Annotated in this window: 12 protein-coding genes; 9 read left to right on the top strand and 3 right to left on the bottom strand. The window is 63.9% G+C overall.

Annotated elements, in window-relative coordinates; translation table 11 throughout:
- From AC0L30_RS32230 to AC0L30_RS32220, 3 genes are all read left to right on the top strand, one after another.
- Positions 1 to 846: a phosphatase PAP2 family protein gene (locus AC0L30_RS32230; protein ID WP_473406054.1), complete on the top strand. Its 846-nt coding sequence runs from the start codon at positions 1 to 3 to the stop codon at positions 844 to 846.
- A 63-nt stretch (positions 847 to 909) separates the two neighbouring features.
- Positions 910 to 1,656, top strand: coding sequence for a glycosyltransferase family 2 protein (locus AC0L30_RS32225; protein ID WP_007591225.1), 747 nt, complete (start codon positions 910 to 912; stop codon positions 1,654 to 1,656).
- Positions 1,653 to 1,991: a lipid-A-disaccharide synthase N-terminal domain-containing protein gene (locus AC0L30_RS32220; protein ID WP_007591223.1), complete on the top strand. Its 339-nt coding sequence runs from the start codon at positions 1,653 to 1,655 to the stop codon at positions 1,989 to 1,991. Before AC0L30_RS32225 ends, AC0L30_RS32220 begins: the two co-directional genes overlap by 4 nt.
- A gap of 10 nt (positions 1,992 to 2,001) precedes the next feature.
- Here AC0L30_RS32220 and AC0L30_RS32215 read toward each other — a convergent pair whose 3' ends face one another.
- Together AC0L30_RS32215 and metC are read right to left on the bottom strand one after the other, a co-directional pair.
- A complete protein-coding gene (locus AC0L30_RS32215; RefSeq protein ID WP_473406053.1) occupies positions 2,002 to 3,693 on the bottom strand; it encodes a Na/Pi cotransporter family protein in 1,692 nt (563 codons plus the stop codon).
- Between the two features lie 156 nt (positions 3,694 to 3,849).
- Positions 3,850 to 5,034, bottom strand: a complete 1,185-nt coding sequence (metC, locus tag AC0L30_RS32210; protein ID WP_473406052.1) for a cystathionine beta-lyase — start codon at positions 5,032 to 5,034, stop codon at positions 3,850 to 3,852.
- A 395-nt stretch (positions 5,035 to 5,429) separates the two neighbouring features.
- Between metC and AC0L30_RS32205 the strand changes: the two genes are divergently transcribed.
- The 6 genes from AC0L30_RS32205 to AC0L30_RS32180 all read left to right on the top strand — a co-directional run bounded on the left by AC0L30_RS32205 (position 5,430) and on the right by AC0L30_RS32180 (position 12,953).
- Positions 5,430 to 6,446: an amino acid ABC transporter substrate-binding protein gene (locus tag AC0L30_RS32205; protein ID WP_007591217.1), complete on the top strand. Its 1,017-nt coding sequence runs from the start codon at positions 5,430 to 5,432 to the stop codon at positions 6,444 to 6,446.
- A 25-nt stretch (positions 6,447 to 6,471) separates the two neighbouring features.
- A complete protein-coding gene (locus AC0L30_RS32200; RefSeq protein WP_219680181.1) occupies positions 6,472 to 7,677 on the top strand; it encodes an amino acid ABC transporter permease in 1,206 nt (401 codons plus the stop codon).
- Positions 7,674 to 9,194, top strand: a complete 1,521-nt coding sequence (locus tag AC0L30_RS32195) for an amino acid ABC transporter permease (protein WP_219680178.1) — start codon at positions 7,674 to 7,676, stop codon at positions 9,192 to 9,194. Before AC0L30_RS32200 ends, AC0L30_RS32195 begins: the two co-directional genes overlap by 4 nt.
- A gap of 11 nt (positions 9,195 to 9,205) precedes the next feature.
- On the top strand, positions 9,206 to 9,943 hold the full coding sequence (locus tag AC0L30_RS32190; RefSeq protein WP_007591212.1) for an amino acid ABC transporter ATP-binding protein: 738 nt from the start codon (positions 9,206 to 9,208) through the stop codon (positions 9,941 to 9,943).
- 100 nt (positions 9,944 to 10,043) lie between these two features.
- Entirely contained in the window at positions 10,044 to 12,284 is a 2,241-nt protein-coding gene (locus AC0L30_RS32185; protein WP_473406051.1) for an O-linked N-acetylglucosamine transferase, SPINDLY family protein, read from the top strand.
- Between the two features lie 135 nt (positions 12,285 to 12,419).
- On the top strand, positions 12,420 to 12,953 hold the full coding sequence (locus AC0L30_RS32180; protein WP_354128223.1) for a DUF805 domain-containing protein: 534 nt from the start codon (positions 12,420 to 12,422) through the stop codon (positions 12,951 to 12,953).
- A 21-nt stretch (positions 12,954 to 12,974) separates the two neighbouring features.
- On the opposite strand, the gene AC0L30_RS32175 is transcribed toward AC0L30_RS32180, so the two are convergent.
- Complete coding sequence (locus AC0L30_RS32175) at positions 12,975 to 14,009, bottom strand: cysteine synthase A (RefSeq protein WP_354128224.1); 1,035 nt, start codon at positions 14,007 to 14,009, stop codon at positions 12,975 to 12,977.
- Positions 14,010 to 14,740: the final 731 nt, after the last annotated feature.

The following is a 14,740-nucleotide window of genomic DNA, read 5'->3' as shown; positions in this document are numbered from 1 at the left end:
ATGTCGGCACCAACCGACATCTCGCCGCGCGCGAGCTATCCCGCGCAATTGCTCACGCTCTCCGGGCGCGCCCTGGCGCAACTCGTGCGTACGCCCTCGCATTCGCGCCGCGCCGAGGCCGCGCGAAAGCTGGCGCGGCATTCGCTGTGGCTGAGTGCGGCAGGTGCAGCCCTGGTCATCGCGCTGATGGTCGTGTTCGACCTGACCGAGATCCAGCTGATGCCGGCACGTGGCGCGCCCGGCCTGTGGCCGATCCGCATCCTCACCGATTTCGGCAAGGACGAGTATGTGCTCTCGGTGCTCGGGGGCCTGCTGGTGGTCCTGGCGCTGGTTGCGGCGGGATTGCACGGCACCAGCCGCGCGTTGCTGCTCGGCCTCGGCACGCGACTGCAGTTCATGTTTCTGTCTGTTGCCGTGCCCGTATTCGTCGCCGAGATCCTGAAATATCTCATCGGTCGGGGACGTCCGTTCGTCGGCGGCAAGGCCAATCCGTTCAACTTCATCCCGTTCGAGGGGACCGGGGCCTATGCCAGCCTGCCGTCGGGGCATGCGGTGACGGCGTTCGCGCTGGCGTTCGCGGTCTCGGCGCTGTGGCCGCGCCTGCGCGTGTTCATGTTCACTTACGCGATCGTGATCCTGCTGACGCGACTGGTGCTGCTTGCGCACCACCCGAGTGACGTTGTGGCCGGCGCCTTGGTCGGCTTGGTCGGCGCCTTGGCGGTGCGCTACTGGTTCGCGGCCCGCAGGCTCGGCTTTGCCATCCGTGCCGACGGCACCATTGTGCCTCTTGCAGGGGCGGTCTCGGGCCGCCTCAAAAGGGTTGCCCACGGGGCATCCGCCCCATAAAAGCGGCTGCCTGCCGGGACCGCCGGTTCCCGAGCCAAGCCAATTCTAACCACGAGCTTCGATTTGTCGTCCCAGCCTTCGGTTTTCCAGCCCTCGGTTTCCATCGTCGTTCCCGTGCGCAACGAAGCCGACAACATCGTGCCGCTGATCGAGGAGATCGTCGCAGCGCTCGACGGCCGCTGGACCTATGAGATCATCTACGTCAATGACGGTTCGAGCGACGCGACCGGCGAACGGCTCGGCGCGGTCATGAAGCAGCGGGACAATCTGCGCCAGCTGCGCCATGCCAGATCAGGCGGCCAGTCCGCGGCCGTGCGCAGCGGCGTGCGTGCGGCACGCGGTGCCATCGTGGCGACGCTCGACGGCGACGGCCAGAACAATCCGGCTTTCCTGCCCGACCTGATCGCGGCGGTCGAGAACGGAAGCAAGGTTGGACTTGCCGCCGGACAACGCGTCGGCCGCAAGGATACCGGCTTCAAAAAATTCCAGTCGCGCATCGCCAACGGCGTCCGCAACGCGATCCTGAAGGACGGGACGCGCGATACCGGCTGCGGCCTGAAGGCGTTCCGGCGCGAGGTGTTCCTGATGATGCCCTATTTCGACGGGCTGCATCGCTTCCTGCCGGCACTGGTGCGCCGCGAGGGCTACGAGATCGCCTATGTCGACGTGATCGACCGGCCGCGCCGCTCCGGCGTTTCGAACTACGGTTTCTTCGACCGGCTGTGGATCGGCATCATGGATCTCGGGGGCGTGTGGTGGCTGATCCGCCGCAAGAAGCCGACGCCGGATGTGACTGAGGTGACGGCATGATCATCCAATACGGTCAGGCGCTGAGCAATTATTTCTACGACGTCTTCGTGGCCAAGTTCGACTTCTGGCTCGCGTTCGGCCTCGTCGCGCAACTGTTCTTCACGGCACGCTTCCTGGTGCAGTGGATCGCGAGCGAGCGCGCCGGCAACAGCGTCGTGCCGATGGCGTTCTGGTTCTGCTCCATGGGCGGCGGGCTGATGACGCTGGTCTACGGCGTCGTCAAGCGCGAGCCCGTCATTATCCTCGGCCAGGCGCTGGCGACCATCATCTATATCCGCAACATCATGCTGATCGTGAAGAACCGCGGCCGCGCGTCAAAGACGCTGGAGCGCTGATCCGACGCGACTAGCGCGGCAAGGCCGACGCCGCGCCCGTTGCGGGCAGGGCGGCGGTCTCCGTCTCGGTCCTGCGATGGGGCTCGCCGGCTGCGTCGAGCACGGGATAGGCGACCGAGCAGATGTGCGAGTGGATGCGGCGCAAGTCCCGCAGCACGTCGAGATGCAGCGACGTGGTTTCGATGGTCTCGGGACGGCCCTCGCGCAGGCGATCGAGGTGGCGCTCGACGGCGGCAAGCTCGGTGTTGCGCAGCGCCGTCTTCTCCACCAGCAGCTTGCGCGCCTCGTTGGCGTCGCCCGACATGAAGACACCGAAGGCGATGCGCAGCGAATCCATCGTGCGCTTGTGGAAGGCGGCGAGCTCCTCGGCGCCCTCGGGCGAGAACTGGAAGCGGCGCTTGATCTTCTTGGTCGCCAGCTCGCTCAGGCTCTTGTCGATGATGTCGCCGATATGTTCCAGATTGATGGCGAAGGAGATGATCTCCATGGCGCGCCGGCCCTCGCTCTCGTCGAGGCTGCCGCGCATGAGTTTCGTCACGTAGAGCTTGATGGCTTCGTCGAGGCCGTCGACGATGTTGTCCATCTTCGAGACCTGGTCGACCAATGCGCGGTCGCCGCTCATCATCGCCGCCATCACCTTGCGCAGCATGACTTCCACGAGATCGCCCATGCGCAGGGTTTCGCGGCCGGCATCGGCCAGCGCCAGCGACGGCGATTCCAGCGCGGTCTCGTCGAGATAGCGCGGCCGGGCCGGATCGGCCTCCTGAACACGATCGGGCAGGAGCCGGGTCAACAGGCGCGACATGGTATCGAGCAGGCCGATGAAGATCATGGCCGTACCGACGTTGAAGGCGATATGAAACGCCGCCGTCATCCTGGCAAGATCAGGCTGCCAAGCGTGGAAGTGCTCGGCGATCGGGCCCAGGAAGGGCAGGACGAGCGCGATCCCGATCACCCGGTTGACGAGATTGCCCACTGGCAGGCGATAGCTGGCGGGATCGTCACGCTTGGCGCCTTCGAATACGGGATTGATGGCGCTGCCGAGATTGGCGCCAAGCACCAGTGCGAGCGCGGCGTAAGGCGAGATGAACTGCGAATAGGCCAGTGACATGATCAGCAGCACGCTTGCGACGCTCGAATGCACCGCCCAGGTGACGAGCGCCGCGGTCACGATGCACAGAACGGGATCGCCCGTGATGGAGGACATCATGACGCGGACGCCCGGTGCGTTCTCGGCCGGGGCCAGCGTGTCGAGCAGGATGTGCAGCGACAGCAGCATCAGTCCGAGACCGATCGAGACACGGCCGACATCCTTGATCCGCGAGCGCGGACCCACGCGGAAGGCGACCAGTCCGAGCACGAACAGGACCGGCGCGACGGCCGCGATGTTGAACGACAGCACCTGCACGATCAACGTCGTGCCGACATTGGCGCCGAGCATGATGGCAAGCGCGGTGACAAGGCTGAGCAGGCCCTCGGCTGCGAACGAGCTCGTGAGCAGCGCAGTCGCGGTGCTGCTCTGGAGCAGCGCCGTCAGCCCGAGACCGGCAGCAAACGCGTTGAAGCGGTTACCAAGAGCCTTGCCGAGCAGCCGTCGCAGGTCCGGGCCAAAGGCACGCAGAATCCCGCTGTGGACCATGTGCAGGCCCCACAGCAACAGCGCCACGCCGCCCATCAGATCGAGCAGTACCAACGTTCCCATGCTCCGAGTCCGGATTGGAGTCGATTGGTGAGGCTAGCGCCAAATGCTTGAGGTTCAAACCATTTGTTGGCGCAGGGGGCGTCAACGTTTGCAGCGGCTACACGTTCCTGCGGCGCGCGTTGGCGCGTGCGCAGGCGCAGTGCCTTGTGAACAGGCTCACATTGCTGCTTTGAGGGCAGCGAAGCCGCGATCGAGGTCGGCCTTGAGGTCGTCAGTGCTCTCCAGCCCGATGTGCAGACGCAGGGTAGGGCCGCCCGGCGCCCACTTGGTCGCCGTGCGATAGCCGTCGCAGTCGAAAGGAATCGCAAGGCTCTCGAAGCCGCCCCAGGAAAAGCCCATGCCGAACAGCTTGAGCGTGTTGAGCATTGTGTCGACCGCCTTCTGCGGCGCCGGCTTCAGCACGATGCTGAATAGGCCCGACGCGCCCGTGAAGTCGCGCTTCCAGATCGCATGGCCCGGATCGGTCTCGAGTGCCGGATGCAACACGCGCGCGACCTCTGGCCGGTTGGCGAGCCAGCGCGCCATGTCGAGGCCGGAGCGATGATGCTGCGCCAGCCGCACCGACAGCGTACGCAGGCCGCGCAGCGCCAGGAAGACGTCATCGGGACCGGCGCAGACGCCGAGCAGGCGGATGCCTTCGGCGATCTGCGGCCATGCCCTGGCATTGGCCGAGATGGTGCCGAACATGATGTCGGAATGGCCGCCGATATATTTGGTGGCGGCCTGCATGCTGATGTCGACGCCCTGTTCGAGCGAGCGGTGATAAAGCGGCGTCGCCCAGGTGTTGTCGTCGATGACGAGCGCGCCGCGCGCATGTGCGACATCGGCGATGGCGCGGATGTCGGGCATCTCGAACGACTGCGAGCCGGGCGCCTCGACCAGGACGGCGCTTGTGTTGGATCTGAACAGCTTGTCGATGCCGTCGCCGATCATCGGATCGAAGTAGGTGGTCTCGATGCCGTAGCGGGTGAGCATGCCATTGCAGAAATTGCGCGAGGGCCGGTAGACGTTGTCGCAGACCAGGATGTGGTCGCCGGCCTTCAGCACCGAGAGTAGGGTGGTGGAGATCGCCGACAGGCCCGACGGCACGATGCCGACGCCGGCGCATTGTGGCCCCTCCAGCGCCATCAGCGTCTCCTGGAACGCCTTGGTGGTGGGGGAACCATGGCGACCATAGGTGAACTCGCCGCGATGGGCGTGCAGGTCCTCGGCGGTCGGATAGAGCACGGTCGAGCCGTGGAACACCGGAGGATTGACAAACCCCTTCTGCGCCTTGGTGTCGCGGCCGGAGGTGACCAGCCGGGTCTCGGCGTGCTGTTCGGAGGGGTGTGAGGAATCCATGCGTCTGCTTTCAAAAGCGCGTTTCCACCAGGCGCGCTGCGCCCGCGGGCAGGCCGAAAGGCCGCTGTCGTTAATAACAGAACACAGAAGAGTCCCGTCAACCCCTTGACCCGGCACGCCAGCCGTTCTGTTATCGCAGGTGCTAGTCAGTCGCCGCATGTTGAGGGGCCTGCCGCGACCTTCGATCCATCGCCTGACCGGACCACGCGCCACAGCCGTAACGGCGGGCGCCTTTCGGCGGGGATTAAGGTAGGGCCTCCCGGGATCGGCGGGTGATCGGCAAGGTTTTCCAGCATGACTCTTGCAGGGCTGGTCCTGATACGGCTAGCCCTGGCAGAGACGATCGCAAAGACAACGTTCCTGACCTTGAGACGACTTTGAAAGGCCCCAAGCCCATGAAACGCGTAATCCTGGCTCTCACTCTCGCCCTCGCCGCCGGCCTGACGGCCCAAGCCGCCGAGGCGCAAACGCTCAAGACCGTCAAGGACCGCGGCATGCTGTCCTGCGGCGTCAGTCAGGGCCTGCCCGGCTTCTCCTCGCCGGACGACAAGGGCAACTGGACCGGGCTTGATGTCGACGTCTGCCGCGCGATCGCCGGGGCGATCTTCAACGATCCGACCAAGGTCAAGTACGTGCCGCTCTCCGCCAAGGACCGCTTCACGGCGCTGCAATCCGGCGAAGTCGACGTGCTGTCGCGCAACACCACCTGGACCATCTCGCGCGACACCTCGCTCGGCGCAAACTTCACCGGCGTGACCTATTATGACGGGCAGGGCTTCATGGTGAAGAAGTCGCTCAAGGTGAACTCGGCGCTCGAGCTCAACAGCGCCTCGGTCTGCGTCCAGACCGGCACCACCACGGAGCAGAATCTCGCCGACTACTTCAAGGCCAACAACATGAAGTACGAGGTGATCGCGTTCGGCACCAACGACGAAACGGTCAAGGCCTACGAGGCCGGGCGCTGCGACGTCTTCACCACCGACCAGTCGGGCCTTTACGCCAACCGCCTGAAGCTTGCCAATCCCGGCGATCACATGGTGCTCCCGGAAATCATCTCGAAGGAGCCGCTCGGACCGATGGTGCGCCACGGCGACGACCAGTGGTTCGACATCGTGAAATGGACGCTGTTTGCCATGATCACCGCCGAAGAGCTCGGCGTGACCGCGAAGAACGTCGACGAGAAGGCGAAGCAGGAAAATCCGGAGCTGAAGCGCGTCCTCGGCACCGACGGCAATTTCGGTGAACAGCTCGGCCTGAGCAAGGATTGGGTGGTGCGCATCGTGAAAGCCGTCGGCAATTACGGCGAAGTGTTCGACCGCAACGTCGGCGCAGGCTCGCCGCTTGGTATCAATCGGGGACTCAACAATCTCTGGAATAAGGGCGGTCTCCAATACGCGCCGCCGATCCGCTGACCCCGCCTGACCCGCGCTCGCGGCGATGAGCATCGAGGCCCGCAAACCCCCGCCCCAGATCGCGCTGAAGATCAGGCGCGTCCTGGGGGGCAAGACAGGCTGGAACGGCATCGCCGTCCAGTTTGCCTTCGCTGCGGTCCTGGGCTGGATTGCCTATGAAATCGTCTCCAACGCCCGCGCCAACCTCGAGAACCAGCACATTGCGGCCGGCTTCGGCTTCCTCGCGAACAACGCCGGTTTCGACGTCAATCAGACGCTGATCTCGTATACCGGCTCGGACACGTTCCTGCGCGTGTTCCTGGTCGGGCTCCTCAATACGCTCGTGGTCTCGGTGGTGGGCATCGTGTTTGCCACCGTGATCGGCTTCATTGTCGCGCTGTGCCGGCTGTCACCCAACTGGTTGCTCGCGCGCATTGGCGAAATCTATGTCGAGATCATCCGCAACCTGCCGGTGCTGTTCCAGATCCTGTTCTGGTACCTGGCGGTGCTTGCTGCCTTGCCTAATCCACGACAGAGCATTTCGCTGCTCGGCATCGCTTTCGTCAGCAATCGCGGTCTCGTCATTCCCCGGCCGATCGGCGAGAGCGGCTTCGAGGCGTTTCTTGTGGTGCTGGCGCTCGGCATCGTGGCTTCGGTGGTGCTGCGCATCCACGCGCGCCGGGCGCTGTTCCAGCGGGGGCAGATGATCCGGATCTGGCCCTATGTGCTGGGCCTGCTGTTCGGACTGCCGCTCGTCACCATTCTGGTAGCGGGTCTGCCCTTCAGCTTCGAGCTGCCGCAGCTCAAGGGCTTCAATTTCGCCGGCGGCTCGCGGATCATCCCGGAGTTCGTGGCGCTCACATTGGCCTTGTCGACCTATACGGCTGCCTTCATCGCCGAGATCGTGCGCGCGGGCATCCTCTCCGTCCACAGCGGGCAGATGGAGGCGGGATCGTCGCTGGGCCTGAGCCGCGGCACCACGCTGCGCCTGGTGGTCGTACCGCAGGCAATGCGCGTCATCGTTCCGCCGCTGACCAACCAGTACCTCAATCTCACCAAGAATTCGTCGCTGGCCGTCGCGATCGGCTATCCTGACCTTGTCTCCGTGTTCGCTGGCACGTCGCTGAGCCAGACCGGGCAGGCCATCGAGATCATCGCCATGACGATGGGCGTCTATCTCCTGATCTCGCTGATCACCAGCGCCGTCATGAGCGTCTACGGTTGGCGCATCAGCCGGAGTCTCGGCGCATGAGCGATATCACCTCGTCCAGCTTCGTCCGCCAGGATCTTCTCGATGAGCGTCCCGCGCCGGTGAAGACCACGGGCTTCGTCGGCCTGGTGCGGACGCGCCTGTTCAACTCGCCGACCAACATCCTGCTCACGATCGTCGGCGCCTTGCTGCTATGGTTCACCATCATTCCTTCCGTCAGATTCCTGATGGTCGATGCAGTCTGGACCGGTAAGGATCGCACGGCCTGCCTCGCCGAGAACGCCGGCTTTACGGTCGGCGCCTGCTGGCCCTACATCCAGGCCAAGCTGCCGCAACTGATCTACGGCTTCTACCCCGAAGCCGAACGCTGGCGGGTCAACCTCACGCTCGTCCTGTCGGTGGTCCTGTTGGTGCCGTTGCTCATTCCACGACTGCCGTCGAAAGGATTGAACGCAGGCCTGTTCTTCTTTGCGTTTCCAGTGGTCGCATTCTTTCTGCTGCATGGCGGCGGCATCAAGGGATTTGGCCTGAGCTGGACCGCTGACCTGCTGCAACTGTTCGACGACAGCATCATCGGCGCCGGCAAGGCTCTGCTCGGTCTCGGCAAGACATCCTCTGCCGCACCGCTGTTGTGGGTCGTCGGCAATGTCATCATGCTCGTGGGGACCGCGATCTACTGGCTGATCTTTCCGCTGACCTGGCTGCGTGACCAGCTGCAGGGGACGGGCCAGTCGGTCTGGGCCGATTTCGCCATCACCGCCGCGATCGTCTCGCTGATCGCCTTCGTTCTCGGCGGCGGCCTCCGCACGGGGGGGCGGGCCCTGACGTCCAGCGTCGTCACCTTCGCCGCCATCGCAATCGTGATCAAGCTGATGGGGCTCGATCACGGCGGACTGCCGATCGTGCAGACGAACCTATGGGGCGGACTTCTGGTGACGCTGGTGGTCTCCGTCACGGGCATCGTCACCTCGCTGCCGATCGGCATTGCGCTGGCGCTTGGCCGCCGCTCGACCATTCCGCTGATCCGGATCTTCTCGATCGCCTTCATCGAGTTCTGGCGCGGCGTGCCGCTGATCACCGTGCTGTTCTTCGCCACCTACATGCTGCCGCTGTTTCTGCCGGGCAATTTCACAGTCGACGGGTTGGTGCGTGCGCTGATTGGAATTTCGCTGTTCACGGGCGCCTATCAGGCTGAGAACGTCCGTGGCGGGCTGGCTGCTATCCCGCGCGGGCAGGGCGAGGCGGCCGCGGCATTGGGGCTGTCCTGGTGGAAGACGACCTCGCTGATCGTGCTGCCGCAGGCGCTGCGCCACGTCATTCCGAACCTCGTCAACAGCTTCATCTCCCTGTTCAAGGACACGTCGCTGGTCTCGATCGTGGCGCTGTTCGATCTGCTGGGCTCGCTGCGGGCGTCGTTCTCGGATCCGAAATGGTCGTCGCCGTCGACCGCGTTCACCGGGTTCGCCTTCGCCGGGATCATCTACTTCATCTTCTGCTTTGGAATGTCACGCTACTCGCTCTTCGTCGAGCACCGCCTCAACGCTCACCGCCGCAACTGATCGAGGTCACCATGTCCGACCCCATCGTCAAAATTTCCGGCTTGAACAAATGGTACGGCGAATTTCACGTGCTGCGCGACATCGACCTTGCGGTCGAGAAGGGCGAGCGCATCGTGATCTGCGGCCCCTCCGGCTCGGGCAAGTCGACGCTGATCCGCTGCATCAACGCGCTCGAGGAGTTTCAGGAAGGCGAGATCGTCGTTGACGGCATCGAGCTCGGGCCGAACCTGAAGCATGTCGATGCGGTGCGGCGCGAAGTCGGCATGGTGTTCCAGAGCTTCAACCTGTTTCCTCACCTGTCCGTGCTGGACAATTGCACGCTGGCGCCGATCTGGGTGCGCAACATCCCCAAGAAGGATGCCGAAGCGGCGGCGATGAAGTTTCTGGAGCGGGTCAAGATCCCGCACCAGGCCAACAAGTTTCCGGGGCAGATGTCCGGTGGTCAGCAGCAGCGCGTTGCGATTGCCCGCGCGCTGACGATGAACCCGAAGGTGATGCTGTTCGACGAGCCGACCTCGGCGCTCGACCCCGAAATGGTCAAGGAGGTGCTGGACACCATGGTCGACCTTGCCGAGGAGGGCATGACCATGCTGGTCGTCACCCACGAGATGGGCTTTGCCCGCGAGGTCGCCAACCGCGTGGTGTTCATGGACGCGGGCCAGATCATCGAAGCCAACACGCCCAACGAGTTCTTCGCGGCCCCGCAGCACGCCCGCACAAAACTGTTCCTGAGCCAGATCCTGCGCTGAGCACCTGCAATCCGGTGGCGTCGCTGGTCTAACCGATCCGCCAGCTTGGCACCATGCGAATCGGCCAGCCTCTTTTCGGGCCATACTCCGGAGAGAGACTTTGCAGAGCAGCGCCGGCGCGCGCGCATTCCAGAACGCGCGATTGCAAAAGAAATTGAGGAAGCAGGCGGACGCGCTCATGTCCGCCGCGGTTCAGGCACTCGGGCAGGGCAGATACGCAGAGGTCGAGACACTCTGCCGGCGGATTCTGACGGAGGTTCCGGATCATTTCGACGCCGCGCACCTGCTTGGCCTGCGCGCGTATGATGGCGGGCGCCTCGATGAGGCGCAACAATTGCTCGAGCGCGCGACCGTGCTCGATCCACGTTCGCCCGATGCCCATGGCAATCTCGGGGCAGTGTATTTCACCCTCCAGAAGTTTCAGGACGCTCGCGCATGCCAGGAGAAAGCCATTGCGCTGAAGCCGAATTCTCCGATCGCCTTGACCAATCTCGGCAATACGCTGCTGCACATGGGCTTCGCCGAGCAGGCTATCGAGCTGCACGAACGCGCTATCAGGCTGAAGCCGGACTATGCCGATGCATTCTGCAATCGTGGCATGGCGGAGCTGATCGAAGGGCAGTTCCAGCGCGCCAAGGAGAGTTTCGATCGCGCCCTCGCGTTTCAACCGCGTCATGCGGAAGCGATCGCGGGCAAGGGCATGGTGTGCATCGAGCTCCGGCACTACGAAGAGGCGGCCGCGGCGATCGCGGCAGGGCTCGCGATCAAGCCGGATTCGCCGAAGATTCTGGCGCAGCGCGGACGGCTCAATCTCGATCTGTTGCGGCTGGAGCAGGCGCTCGCGGATTTCGATGCGGCGCTGGCGCTTTCACCGAGGCTCGAAGTGGCCTTGCAGGGGAAGGCGCAAGTCAACATTCTCAAGGGCAATACGGCCGGGGCGATTGCGGTCGTCAAGAAGTTGCTCGAGGAACATCCGCGGTCCGACATCGGAATTGCGCTCCTGGCTTCCTGCTATGCGAGCCAGGGAGACATCGCGACGGCGCTCGAACATCTCGATGCAGGGCTGGCAATCGCGCCTGACTATGCGGACTTGATCGGGCGCAAGATATTCTTGCTGGACTATCTCCCCGACGCGGATTTTGCGGTCCAGCAGGCTGCGCGAAAACAGTGGTGGGACGCGATCGGCTCGAGATTGCCGCGAAGGACTCTTGCCCCGCGGCAGCTCGATCCCGACAGGCGGATCGTGGTTGGCTATGTTGCTGCCGAGTTTTGGCATCACTCGGCAGCGTTCGCTCTGTTACCGGTGCTGCGCCATCATGATCACGCCAGGTTCGAGATCGTCTGCTATTCGTGCTCGCCGGTAAGAGATGAGATGACCGCCGCATTCAGGTCCTCGGCGGACGTCTGGGTCGACGCCTGGCAGCTTTCGGACGACGAACTCGCCGATCGCATCCAGGCGGACAAGGTCGATATCCTGATCGACGTGTCCGGGCACACCACCGGCAACAGGCTCCACGTCTTCGCCCGCAAGCCGGCCCCGATCCAGGTCTCGGGTTTCGGACACGCTACGGGCACGGGCCTGCAGACCATGGACTACGTGCTCGCGGATCCCATCTTCATTCCGCAATCGGCGCGCCATCTGCTGGCTGAAAAGGTCTACGACCTGCCGTGCCTGATCACGATCGATCCCATTTTGGATGTACCTGCATCGGAGCCGCCCATGCTCCGCAACGGCCATGTCACCTTCGGCGTGTTCAACCGCATCTACAAGATCTCGGACGAGGCCATCCGGGTGTGGTCGAACGTGATGCGCGAGGTGACCGGTTCGAAGATCGTCATCAAGCATACGCTGCTCGACGATCCCATGCTGCGCGATAGTCTGATCGCGCGGTTCGTGGCGCAGGGCGTTGCCGAGGAGAATGTCATCTGCCTGGGCTCGACGCCGCGCCACGAGCACCTGCGGGCGTTTGCAAACGTCGACATATCGCTCGACACGTTCCCGCAAAACGGCGGCGTCAGCACCTGGGAATCGCTCTATGCGGGCGTTCCGGTCGTGGCCAAGCTCGGCAACGGCGCCTCGTCGCGTGCCGGCGGTTCGATCGTGGCTGCTGTCGGTCTCGACGACTGGGTCGCCGAGGATGACGAGGGCTATGCCGCGATCGCCTGCAAATATGCGGCGCAGCCGGCGCACCTGGCGAAGTTGCGTAGCGAGTTGCCGGCTCGGATCGCAGCCTCCCCCGCCGGCAATGTCGAAATCTACACGGCCAGGGTCGAGGCGGGCTATCGCCAGTTCTGGCGCGACTATTGTGCCGCGGCTGCCGAAGGCGGCGAGGGCGCCTGACCCTCTCGGGTGGGGCGAAGTCTCGAATTGCGCTGGCCAGCTTGGTCGTCCGGAAACCATGCGCCGGCGCGCGATAGTGCCGGTTCATGGCTCCGAAAGCCATTTCTGGGCATATGGCGCTAAAAGGGTACGCCAATGCTCGGTTTCGTCTTCGGCTTGAACGCCCGGCTCGGGCGATTGCATTTCTTCCTCGCCACGGTCGCGCTTGCGATCGTGATGACGGCGATCTGCTTTGCAATCGCAATGGCCGTGCTGCGCAACACCTCGCCCGGCGCGATCCGGCCTGAAGATCTCACCAGCAGCTCGGCGATGATCGCTGCGATCGTCTTCTTCGGAGTTGTCACCTTCACGTTGCAATCGATGCGCATCCGCGACATCGGCTGGGATCCGGTCTGCGTGGTGCCTGCCTGGTTCGCGCTGGTGATCGTCGACCATGTCGTCGCGGGCCGGTTTCCGGCCTGGGCGATCGGGCAGGAGCATCAGGCAACGGCGGTCGGCGCGCTCGTCAACCTCGCGCTGATGCTCGCGCTCGTGTTCTGGCCGAGCGGCGACAGCGAAGGCTCCTACGGCGCTCCCCTCCCGCCGCGCACGCGCGCGATCAAGCCCTCGCTATCGAACGAGCGCCTCACGCGGGTGTCGCAGGGATCGTCGCGGCCGACCTGGAGTTAGACGGCCGGCTTCCGGAACGTTCTAGACGAACGGCAGCTTGATGTTGCTGCGCTTCTCCAGCCATTCCGGCACCGGCAGGTTCTTGGCGCGCATGAAGTCGGCGTTGAACAGCTTTGACTGGTAACGGCTGCCGGAATCGCAGAGCACGGTGACGATCGTCTTGCCCGGTCCGAGCTGCTTTGCGAGGCGGATGGCGCCGGCGATGTTGATGCCGGTCGAGCCGCCGAGGCACAGGCCTTCGTGCTGGAGGAGTTCGTAGATCACCGTCACCGCTTCGGCATCGGGAATGAGATAGGCGTCGTCGACCTTTGCGCTCTCGACGATTGCGGTCGCCCGGTTGAGGCCGATGCCCTCGGTGATCGAGCCGCCCGGCGTCGCCTTGGCGTCGCCCGTTCTGAAATATTCATACATGCCGGCGCCGTGCGGGTCGGCGCAGGCGATCCTGACGTCCTTGCTCTTCTCTTTCAGGAAGCGGCTGGTGCCGGCCAGCGTGCCGCCGCTGCCGACGGAGCAGACGAAACCGTCGACCTTGCCGCCGGTCTGCTCCCAGATCTCAGGACCTGTGGACTCGTAATGCGCCTTCGCATTGTCGAGGTTGTTCCACTGGTCGGCGAACAGCACGCCGTTCGGCTCCGTCTTACGCAGCTCGTCGGCAAGACGGCGGCCGACATGCTGGTAGCTGTTCGGATTGGAATAGGGCAGTGCCGGTGATTCCAGCAGCTCGGCGCCGCACAGCTTCAGAAAATCCTTCTTCTCCTGGCTCTGCGTTTCCGGGATCACGATCAGCGTGCGGTAGCCGCGCGCGCTCGCCACGACCGCAAGGCCGATGCCGGTATTGCCGGCGGTCGATTCCACGACGAGACCGCCGGGCTTGAGCTCGCCGCGCTTCTCGGCCTCCAGGATCATCCATTTGCCGGCGCGATCCTTCACCGACTGGCCGGGATTCATGAACTCGGCCTTGCCCAGAATGGTGCAGCCGGTCAGTTCGGAAGCGCGCTTGAGCTTGATCAGCGGGGTGTTGCCGATGGCTTCGACAACGTCATTTTTGATGGTCATGTCAGGGGAAATCACTGGCAAAGGGTTGATCAGGTTGGCCAGAACCTAGTGCTTGGGCGGTCAAAGGGGAAGGCTTTTGCGCTGCGGCGAAACCGGCGGAAGTGCCCGGAAGCAGTGAATTTTTGGGAGGAGAGATCGCCGATGCTGCTGCTGTGCTACGCTGCGGGATATCGGTAGGAGGATCTGGCCGGTCCCTGCCAAAACATGGAAGATAAGGGTCGTCGCCAGCGCACCTTCGCCATTGGATCTGAGACATCGCCCTCGAAGAGTGCGGCTGGTACGCGGGAGGCGGTCAAATCTCTGCACGACGAATGCCCATTCGTTTCGACAATGGACGGCCTCGCGAGAGTGGCCCACCTCGGTTTCGAGACCGGACTGAAGCCGCATCGCGAGCGGTGCAGGCGGATTGAAGGGACTGGCGTCGGTGTGGCGGCATTATCACATGAAATCTTGGTAAGCTTGAGCAGGCTCCACGGCCGCATAGGAATGCGAAAAAGCGCTGCAACACAGCACTATTTCGTGCTTTCTTCGTGTTGATGGCGGTGCGCTTTGGCGGTCATTTCGCACCTGCGGGACTGTCCCGCTGTTCCGCACCCGGCTAGTATGGGTGTCCGGTTCCGCAGAAAGCATCATCGCTGTGAACGAGTTATCCAACGCCCGCCGACTGTCCAGCCGCGAATCGGTTAATCCGGCTTCGCGGCGGCGGCTCGATCTGCCCGGCGGGGGGTGGA

The organism is Bradyrhizobium sp. MI1.11 (assembly GCF_055811255.1).
Note: the sequence above shows the minus strand (reverse complement) of the source record. Positions and strands in the feature narration are given on the sequence as shown.

Bases quoted from the DNA above. Each gene is read 5' to 3' on its own strand.
- AC0L30_RS32230 (WP_473406054.1), top strand. From the start codon at position 1: ATGTCGGCACCAACCGACATCTCGCCGCGCGCGAGCTATCCCGCGCAA.
- AC0L30_RS32220 (WP_007591223.1), top strand. From the start codon at position 1,653: ATGATCATCCAATACGGTCAGGCGCTGAGCAATTATTTCTACGACGTC.
- AC0L30_RS32215 (WP_473406053.1), bottom strand. From the start codon at position 3,693: ATGGGAACGTTGGTACTGCTCGATCTGATGGGCGGCGTGGCGCTGTTG.
- metC (WP_473406052.1), bottom strand. From the start codon at position 5,034: ATGGATTCCTCACACCCCTCCGAACAGCACGCCGAGACCCGGCTGGTC.
- AC0L30_RS32205 (WP_007591217.1), top strand. From the start codon at position 5,430: ATGAAACGCGTAATCCTGGCTCTCACTCTCGCCCTCGCCGCCGGCCTG.
- AC0L30_RS32200 (WP_219680181.1), top strand. From the start codon at position 6,472: ATGAGCATCGAGGCCCGCAAACCCCCGCCCCAGATCGCGCTGAAGATC.
- AC0L30_RS32195 (WP_219680178.1), top strand. From the start codon at position 7,674: ATGAGCGATATCACCTCGTCCAGCTTCGTCCGCCAGGATCTTCTCGAT.
- AC0L30_RS32190 (WP_007591212.1), top strand. From the start codon at position 9,206: ATGTCCGACCCCATCGTCAAAATTTCCGGCTTGAACAAATGGTACGGC.
- AC0L30_RS32180 (WP_354128223.1), top strand. From the start codon at position 12,420: ATGCTCGGTTTCGTCTTCGGCTTGAACGCCCGGCTCGGGCGATTGCAT.
- AC0L30_RS32175 (WP_354128224.1), bottom strand. From the start codon at position 14,009: ATGACCATCAAAAATGACGTTGTCGAAGCCATCGGCAACACCCCGCTG.